Origin of the sequence: Amycolatopsis sp. 3B14, assembly GCF_050958625.1 — a bacterium.
Classification (GTDB): Bacteria; Actinomycetota; Actinomycetes; order Mycobacteriales; family Pseudonocardiaceae; genus Amycolatopsis_E; species Amycolatopsis_E thermoflava.
In genome coordinates this window covers 23,339-31,529 of sequence record NZ_JBHZEN010000079.1, presented here as the reverse complement: position 1 = coordinate 31,529, position 8,191 = coordinate 23,339, and the positions used below count along the sequence as shown (strand labels likewise).

The window sequence follows — 8,191 nt, the reverse complement described above, 5'->3', positions numbered from 1 at the left end:
CCACTACGCACACCTGTGGAAAACAGGCGCATAGCGCCAGCGCCCTGAACCCAAGGTAGCTGGGTGGTCATCCCGTCGCCTGACACCGGAACGATCACCTTGAGCCAGGGCCGCAACCCGCGCTGGGTCCGGCAGCCGAAAACACAAAGCTTGCGGCCCTGGCTCAAGGTGATATGCACAAACCGGAAGGCGACGGGATGACCACCCGGCTACCTTGTGTTCACAGATCGTCCGGTGCAGGTGAAGCTTGTCGCTGCGGCTGGGTCACCGTTCCGGTAGCGGGGCCAGGCCGGATATTCGCACAGTGGGCGGGCCCGGCCGGTGGTGGCGTCGGTGACCACCGGGTCGGCCGGCGGCTTTCCGTGCTCGGCCCAGTTTTCCAGCGCGGTCAGCGAGTCCCACGCGGCGGGGAAGGCCGCGCTCACGTTGGCGTGGTTCGCGCCGGGGATCAGGTAGAACCGTGCGAAGGCATCCGTTGCCCGCTTGCCCAGTGTGCGCTCCACCCGCTCGAAGTAGTCCACTGTAGACCGGTGGCTGACCAGCTCGTCCGCTGTTCCGTGCAGCAGCAGGAGTTTGCCGCCGCCCCGGGCGAAACGGCTCAGGTCCGGGTTGTTCACGTCCTGCAGCCCGGCCAGCTCGGCGATCCGCTCCCGCCACGGGCCCGGGTCGCGTGGATCGACCGTCAGGGCGTCGAAGCCGGGGTCGCGGGTCACGAAGTATCGCACCCACTGGTCCCAGAACTGGACACCGTAACCAGCGGTGGTCGGCATCGGGGTGGCGGGGGCCACCGTGCCCATGCCGAGCAGCGGGGTGGTCATCGCCGCGCCGGACAGGAACGGGAAACCCGGGTAGCCGCGTTCGCCGCTGTTCAGGTGGTAGTTCAACCGTAGCGGAGCGGAAATCGCCTCCACCGCGCGGATCTGCGCGTCCGACAGGCACGTGTCGCCGGTGTCCGCGCCGCCGGGGCAGCGCAACGACCGAGGGTCGAACCGGCAAGCGGGCTCGTTCGAGATCACGCCGTCACGCAGGCCGTCGAGACCGTCGCAGGCCTGGATGACACTGCGGTACAACAGGGTCTGCTTCGCCGGGTTCGGGAACGCGCCCGGCTGCGACAGGACCTGCGCCTCGTAGCCGAAGAACAGGTCCAGGCTCGCCGCGTTCCACGCCGGGTACGCCGAGATCACCCCGTCGAAATCGGCGGGCCACCGTTGCGCCACCGCCAGCGCCTCGCGGCCACCGGTCGAGCCGCCCGCGAAATAGCTGTGCGACGGGCGCGCCGAATACCTCTCGGCGATCAGGAACATCGCCGCATCACGGGTCTTCTTCAGCGCGTCGCCCGAGAAGTTGCGCACCGCCTCGTCGTTCAGCCCGAACGAGCCGTCGAGCGAGGTCGCCGGGACGTGCGTGGGGGAGGCCTGGTGACCGGAATCGCTCGCGAACGTCGCATAACCGCGCGCCAGGGGAGTGGGGCCGCCGACCGGTCCGAACGGGACGTTGCCAGCCACGTTCGGGATCGTGCCGTTGTAGCCGCCACCACCGAACATCAGCGCCTTGCCGTTCCACTCCGCCGGCAACGCGACGCGCATCCGGATGTCCGGCGCCGCCGGATCGACCGGGTGCAGCGCCGCGTCCACCTGGCAGTACGTGCCCGCGACCTGGGCCGACGTGACCGTGCCGCCGCTGGTTGGCAGGCCGATGGCGGCGGCCGGGATCGCCAGCCCCGCCAGCCCGGCGCACGACGTCGCCGGATCCGCCTGCGCCGGCGCCGCGAGAGCCGCGGCCGCCAGTGCCGGGACCAGCACGGCAACAGACCTTCTCATGGACGATCCTCCCTGCGCACCGTTGCGAGATCGCCAGGGTAGGCAGCGCCCGGGACGGTCCACCATGTCGGCGGACCACAGCGTCGGTCAGCCCGTCATGTGCTTGATCGACACCACCACGGCGTCGGCGAACGCGCGGGTCCCTGCCGAGCCGCCGAGGTCCGGAGTCGTCACCCCGCCGCGGATCGTCTCGGCGACCGCCTCCCGGATGGTGCCCGCGACCCGGGCCGGCGCCGGGTCGTCGTGGCGGTCGCCCAGCCACTCCAGCAGCATCGCGGCCGACAGGATCATCGCCACCGGGTTCGCCACGTCCCGGCCCGCGATGTCCGGCGCGGAACCGTGCGTCGCCTGCGCCATCCCGCGCGTCGCCGACACGTTCACCGACGGTGCGATGCCGAGCGAGCCCGCGATCTCCGCGGTCAGGTCGGACAGAATGTCGCCGAACATGTTCTCCGTGACGATCACATCGAACTCCGGCGCACGCCGCACCAGGGCGGCGGCCATCGCGTCGATGTGCATGTCGCCGACCCCGACGTCCGGGTACTGCCGCGCCACCTCGCGGCACACGTCCAGGAACAGGCCGCTGGTCAGCCGCAGCACGTTCGCCTTGTGCACCACCGTCACCCGGCGCCGCCGCTGCCGCGCCAGCCGGAACGCCTCGTGCGCGATCCGCTCCACCGACTCGCGCGTGAAGATGGCGTGCGCGATCGCCACGTCCGGGGTCGGCATGAACTCGCCCGCCCCGGCGAAGGTGTTCCGGTCGGCGTAGAAACCCTGGGTGTTCTCCCGCACGATCACCAGGTCGGTGCCGGGCACCAGCGCCCGCGCCCCGTCGAACGCCCTGGCCGGGCGGATGTTGGCGAACAGGTCGAAGTGCTTGCGCAGGAACCCGCTCGGGTTGAGCCGCGAGCGGTGCGGCTCCGGGTAGGACGCGTTGTCGTGCGGGCCGAGCAGCCAGCCGTCCACACCGGACAGCGCCTCGACCGTGGATTCCGGCAGGGGAGTGCCGAACTCGTCGATCGCCGACCGGCCCACCGGCAGCGGCACCCAGTCGATGTCGAGCTCCTGCGCCGCCGCGTCCACCACGCGGACCGCCGCCGGCACGATCTCCGGCCCGATGCCGTCCCCGTCCATCACCCCGAGGCGGTACGTGTCCTGCGTCATGTCAGCCCTTCCCTTGACTTCAAGCGCTTCAACTATCCGACACTGGCCGGTATGAGCACGATCCAGGAGGTCTCCCGGCGCAGCGGACTGCCGGAACCCACCCTGCGTTACTACGAGAAGATCGGCCTGATCGGGCCGGTCGACCGCGACGAGTCCAGCGGGCACCGCCGGTACCCGCCCGAGCTGGTCGAGACCATCGAAGCGCTCGGCTGCCTCCGCTCGACCGGCATGAGCCTGGCCGACATGCGGGTCTACCTGCGCCACCTCGACGGCGGCGACCCGGCCGAGCAACGCGACCTGTTCGCCCGCAACGTCGAACGGCTGGACGCCGAGATCGAGCGGCTGCGGGTGCGCCGCGACTACCTGCGGCTCAAGGCCGAGCTGTGGGACGCGCGGGACCGCGGTGACGCGGCCGCCGAGGAGCGGGCCGCCGACGAAATCCGGGGCCTGTTGCCCCGGCTGAAGTGACCGCGCGCGGCCCCGTCCTGGTCACGGGCGGGACGGGGTTCGTCGGCACGCACGTCATCGCCCGCCTGCTGAGTGACGGGTGGGCCGTGCGGACGACGGTCCGGTCGCCCGATCGGGCCGGGGAGGTGCGCGAGGCGGTCGGCGGGGATCCCGAGTTCGCCGTCGCCTCGCTGGACAGCGACGTGGGCTGGGCCGAGGCGGTGGACGGCTGCGCGTACGTGCTGCACGTCGCCTCCCCGTTCCCGGCCGACGACCCGGCCGACGAGGACGAGGTGATCCGCCCGGCGCGCGACGGCGCGGTGCGGGTGCTCCGCGCCGCCCGGGACGCGGGGGTGCGGCGCGTGGTGCTGACCTCGTCGTTCGCCGCCGTCGGATACAGCGGCACGACGCGCGGCTTCTACGACGAGACCGACTGGACCGACCCGGCGGACGATAACACCGCGTACGTGAAGTCGAAGGCCGTCGCGGAGCGGGCGGCGTGGGACTTCGCGCGCGAGGGCGGACCGGAGCTGGCCGTGATCAACCCGACGGGCATCTTCGGACCGGTGCTGAGCCCCCGGCTGTCCACCTCGACCGGCCTGATCAAGGCGATGCTGGAGGGGACGATGCCGGTGGTGCCGCGGTCGTACTTCGGCGTGGTCGACGTCCGCGACGTGGCCGACGCGCACGTGCGCGCGATGACCGCGCCGTCGGCGGCCGGCGAGCGGTTCCTCGTGAGCAGCGGACCGGCGATGAGCTTCGCGCAGATCGCCGAACTGCTGGGCGTGCCGGTGCGCGAGGCTCCCGGCGAGGCCGAGGTGCCGGTGATCCGCACGGACAAGGCGCGGAACGTCCTGGGCTGGGAACCCCGCGACCAGCGGACGACCATCCGCGAGACGGCGGAGAGCCTGCGGCGGTCGGGCCTGCTCGGAGGCTCAGGCCGGAGCCGCGGGCCCCGGCAATGAGCCCACCGCCGGCGAGTGTGGGACTCGCGGCTCAGGTCGGGTCGGTGAAGCGTGGCGCCCGCTTCTCGAAGGACGCGGTCACCGCCTCGACCTGGTTCGGGCTGCCGATCAGGGCGGTGATCTCCCGCTGCTCCGCCGCGAAGCCGGCCTCGTGGTCGCGCGGCAGGTCCAGCAGGCGCTTCGCCGCGCGGACCGCGTCGGGGCTGCGCCCGGCGATCGACCGGGCCAGCTCCAGCGCCTCCGCCCGCGGATCGTCGGCCACGCGCGTCGCCAGGCCCAGCGAGACCGCCTCCGCGCCGCTCACGATCCGGCCCGTGAAGGTCAGCTCCTTCGCCACGTCCCGGCCGACCAGCTCGGGCAGCACCTGTGTGCCGGTCATGTCCGGGATCAGGCCCCACTTGATCTCCAGCACCGACAGCTTCGCGTCCGCCGCGACGATCCGGATGTCCGCGCCCAGCGCCACCTGCAGCCCGCCGCCCAAGGCGTGCCCGGTGATCGCCGCGATCACCGGCACCGGCAGCTCGGTCCACACGTAGGCGGCGCGCTGACCGGTCGCCTTCGCCGGTCCCGTGGCGGGCGGCAGGTCGACGTCCGCGGTGATGCGGCCGCCGGAGCGCATCGCCTGGAAGGCCGCGAAGTCCAGGCCGGCGCAGAAGTCCGGGCCCTCGCCGGAGAGCACGACCGCCCGCAGCCCCGGCTCGGTCTTGAGCCGTTCGCCCGCCCGCACCAGGGCCGCGAACATCGCCGGGTCCAGCGCGTTGCGCTTGTCGGCACGGTTGAGCCGCACGTCGGCGACACCTTCACTGATCTCGATGCGCACGCGATCCACCGCGCCAGTCTGACCCGCACGGGGTGGCGGGGACAAGATCGCCCCGCCACCCCGGGCCTCAGCGGCTCGCGAGCAACGCGATGTCCGCCAGCAGGACCCGCTCCAGCTCCGGAGCGAACCCGGCCCGGCGCACCGCGTCGGCGGCCTGGTCGAAGCGCCCGGCGTCCAGGTGGCGCAGGATCGTCGCCGTCTCCTCCGGGCGCGCCCCGGCCTCGGCGACCAGCACCCGCACGCCCGTCACGTCGACCACGACCTCGAACTTCGCCGACGCCGAGGCCGTCCCGCCCGGACCGGTCGCGGTGGCGACCAGCTCGTGCGCGCCGGCGGCCAGCGAGCGCGGGTCCAGCGGCACCGCCGGGTCGATCCGCGCGCCGTCCAGCGTCACCGAGACCGACGAGGCGTCCCGCGCCGACACCGCGACCGGCGCCGGCACGTACCGCCGCAGCTCACCCGGCACCGAGATCGTCACGGACGGCGCCGCGTGGCCCGACCGCCAGCCGGCGAGCTCCCCGGCCCGGTCGGTGATGATCGCGTCCACCCCGGCGTCGGCCAGCTTCCGCCAGGTCGCGGCGTCGTTCACGGTGTAGGGCATCACGGCGATCCCGGCGGAGTTCAGCTTGGACACCGTGTCCGGCCGCGTCAGCAGCGCGGCGGCGGACGGGTTGTACGTCACGACCCCGAACGCCTTCGCCGTCGCCACCGGATCGGCGTCCACCGCGCCCCGCAGCAGCCCCAGCGGGATCTCCGGCGCGACCGCCCGCGCGTCCCGCAGGACCTGCTCGTCGAAGCTCTGCACCAGCACCTGTCGCGCCATGCCGCGGTTGCGCACCTCGTCGAGGATCCGCGTGGTCTCCGCGCGGGTCTCCGGGCCCTTGATCTCCAGCAGCAGCGTCGATCCGCTGGTGCGGACCAGGTCCAGCACCTGCCCGAGCGTCGGCACCCGCTGCCCGGCGAACGCGGGCGAGAACCACGACCCCGCGTCCAGCGCGGTCACCTGGGCGGCGGTCAGCGTCGAGATGTCGCCGGTGCCGGGGGTGGTCCGGTCGACGGTGTTGTCGTGCATGACCACCGGCACGCCGTCGCGGGTGGTCTGCGCGTCGATCTCCACGTACTCGGCGCCGGCGCGGATCCCGGCCTCGATCGCCGCGAGGGTGTTCTCCGGCGCGACCGCGGAGTAGCCGCGGTGCGCGATCGTGAGCGGCAGCGCGCCGTCCGGCTGGGTCACCGGCAGCGGTTCGAGCTGGGTGACCACCACGTCGTCGACGCTGATCTTCGCGCCGTCGGCGATGAACCCGAACACGCCCGACGTGCTGCGCCGCAGCTTGGTCGTGGTCAGGACGGTCTGGCCGTCGAAGCTCCAGGTCGCGCGGCTGCCGTGCACCTCGATCGCCACGCGGACGTCGCGCCCTGTGCTCGCGTCGTACGGCGCGGCGGCGGTGTCGGTCACGTTCCAGGTGTTCGCCTCGGTGCGCTGCGCGAACTCGATGCCGTTGGTGGCGGTGGAGGCCGACCGCATGACCGCCTGGCTCCACGGCACGGCCCCGCCCGGCGCGGTGTCGAGCACGATGCCGGCCCAGCGGCTGGAGTTGGTCACCGAGTCGAACCGGATGGTCGCCTCGGCGCGGAAGTCCTCCAGGTGCGTGCCGAACGTGATCCGGGACAGCGTGCCGGGCGCGGTGTTGGTCAGCTTGCCGCCGCTGACCTGCCAGGTGCCTGCGACCGGGGTCCACCCGGCGGGCAGTGCGGAGCCGGCGAAGGACTCGCGGACGACGACGTCGCCGGGCGCGGCGGCGGCGAGGGTGGGGACGAGTGCGGCGGCGAGGCCGAGCGCGAGCGCGGCCGCCGTCCACCGGTGGGGAGTGCGTCTCATGCGGCGGACGCTATGTCCGGATTGTGGCGGGAAGGTTGATCTTTCCTGGACGTCCGGCGACGATCAGCGCACGACGCGCGCCGAGCCGCGCTCGACGAGTTCCGCGCTCAACCGCACGGTTTCCCGCGGCCGGTCCGGGTCCGCGACCCGCCGCAGCAACAACTCCACCCCGGCCGAGCCGACCTCGTCGGCAGGCAGCCGGATCGTGCTCAGGCCCGGCTCCAGGTAGGCGGCGAACGGGTGGTCGCCGTAGCCGAGCACACGCACGTCCTCGCCGACGGTCAGCCCGCACTCCCGGATCGCCTTGTAGACCCCGAGCGCGAAGTAGTCGTTGCCGGTGACCACCAGATCCGGGTGGTGCTCACGGCTGATCAGCCCGGCCGCGAGCCGGTGGGCGTCGTCCGGCCGCCACGGCAGCGCCGCGTCCCGCGTCCGGTGCCCGGGCACCTTCAGCACCAGCGAATCGCCGCCGAGCGCCCGCTGGAAACCCGCGATGCGCTGGGCGACCGTGCTGATCTCCAGGTCCTCCTCGAACAGCCACGCCCGCCCCGGCCCGGCCACGCGCGACACCGCGTCCGCGACCGCCTGCTCGACGTCGATGCCGACGAAGTCGAAACCCAGCTCCGGGATGTCGCGGCTGAGCAGCACGACCGGCAGCCCGGCCGCGGAAAGCTCCGCCCACATCCCGGGCCGCTGCTGGATCGGCACCGCCAGCACCCCGTCGACGCCGAAGCGCAGCAGCTGCTGCACCGCGCGTTCCTCGTTGTCCTCGTTCTCCTCGGTGACCAGCAGCAGGACCGAGTACCCGGCGAGACGGCACTGCCGCTCCACCGCGGAGATCAGCGCGGCGTAGAACGGGTTCGACGGGTTGGTGATCACCAGCGCGAGCACCATCGTGGTGCCCGAGACCAGCGACCGGGCGTGGCTGTTCGGCACGTACCCCAGCCGCCGGGCCTCGGCGACGATCATCTCGCGGGTGGCCTCGCTGACCTGGTCCTTGCCCGACAGCGCGCGCGACACCGTGTTCGCGGACAGGCCGACCCTGTCCGCGACGTCACGCAACGTGACCCGCCGAGCGCGCACCACCAGCCTGACC

7 protein-coding genes are annotated in these 8,191 nt (G+C 72.8%); 2 read left to right on the top strand and 5 right to left on the bottom strand.

All coding sequences use genetic code 11. The features are described 5' to 3' along the window. Positions 1-209: 209 nt before the first annotated feature. Together ACCP09_RS35635 and ACCP09_RS35630 are read right to left on the bottom strand one after the other, a co-directional pair. On the bottom strand, positions 210-1,820 hold the full coding sequence (locus ACCP09_RS35635; protein WP_433753233.1) for a tannase/feruloyl esterase family alpha/beta hydrolase: 1,611 nt from the start codon (positions 1,818-1,820) through the stop codon (positions 210-212). 87 nt (positions 1,821-1,907) lie between these two features. Continuing rightward, on the bottom strand, positions 1,908-2,984 hold the full coding sequence (locus ACCP09_RS35630; protein WP_433753231.1) for an isocitrate/isopropylmalate dehydrogenase family protein: 1,077 nt from the start codon (positions 2,982-2,984) through the stop codon (positions 1,908-1,910). Positions 2,985-3,035: 51 nt separating this feature from the next. Between ACCP09_RS35630 and ACCP09_RS35625 the strand changes: the two genes are divergently transcribed. Both ACCP09_RS35625 and ACCP09_RS35620 read left to right on the top strand, forming a co-directional pair. Beyond that, positions 3,036-3,452, top strand: a complete 417-nt coding sequence (locus tag ACCP09_RS35625; protein WP_027931256.1) for a MerR family transcriptional regulator — start codon at positions 3,036-3,038, stop codon at positions 3,450-3,452. Then, entirely contained in the window at positions 3,449-4,396 is a 948-nt protein-coding gene (locus tag ACCP09_RS35620; RefSeq protein ID WP_433753228.1) for an SDR family oxidoreductase, read from the top strand. Before ACCP09_RS35625 ends, ACCP09_RS35620 begins: the two co-directional genes overlap by 4 nt. A 31-nt stretch (positions 4,397-4,427) precedes the next feature. Here ACCP09_RS35620 and ACCP09_RS35615 read toward each other — a convergent pair whose 3' ends face one another. The 3 genes from ACCP09_RS35615 to ACCP09_RS35605 all read right to left on the bottom strand — a co-directional run bounded on the left by ACCP09_RS35615 (position 4,428) and on the right by ACCP09_RS35605 (position 8,181). Continuing rightward, positions 4,428-5,225 carry a crotonase/enoyl-CoA hydratase family protein gene (locus tag ACCP09_RS35615; RefSeq protein ID WP_231960599.1) on the bottom strand — a complete coding sequence of 266 codons (798 nt, stop codon included), beginning with the start codon at positions 5,223-5,225 and terminating at the stop codon, positions 4,428-4,430. Positions 5,226-5,283: 58 nt separating this feature from the next. After that, positions 5,284-7,095: a glycerophosphodiester phosphodiesterase gene (locus ACCP09_RS35610; protein WP_433753226.1), complete on the bottom strand. Its 1,812-nt coding sequence runs from the start codon at positions 7,093-7,095 to the stop codon at positions 5,284-5,286. A 63-nt stretch (positions 7,096-7,158) separates the two neighbouring features. Beyond that, positions 7,159-8,181, bottom strand: coding sequence for a LacI family DNA-binding transcriptional regulator (locus ACCP09_RS35605; protein ID WP_433753224.1), 1,023 nt, complete (start codon positions 8,179-8,181; stop codon positions 7,159-7,161). Between the last annotated feature and the right edge of the window lie 10 nt (positions 8,182-8,191).

Coding starts and splice junctions, on each gene's coding strand:
- ACCP09_RS35630 (WP_433753231.1), bottom strand. CDS start 2,984: ATGACGCAGGACACGTACCGCCTCGGGGTGATGGACGGGGACGGCATC.
- ACCP09_RS35635 (WP_433753233.1), bottom strand. CDS start 1,820: ATGAGAAGGTCTGTTGCCGTGCTGGTCCCGGCACTGGCGGCCGCGGCT.
- ACCP09_RS35625 (WP_027931256.1), top strand. CDS start 3,036: ATGAGCACGATCCAGGAGGTCTCCCGGCGCAGCGGACTGCCGGAACCC.
- ACCP09_RS35610 (WP_433753226.1), bottom strand. CDS start 7,095: ATGAGACGCACTCCCCACCGGTGGACGGCGGCCGCGCTCGCGCTCGGC.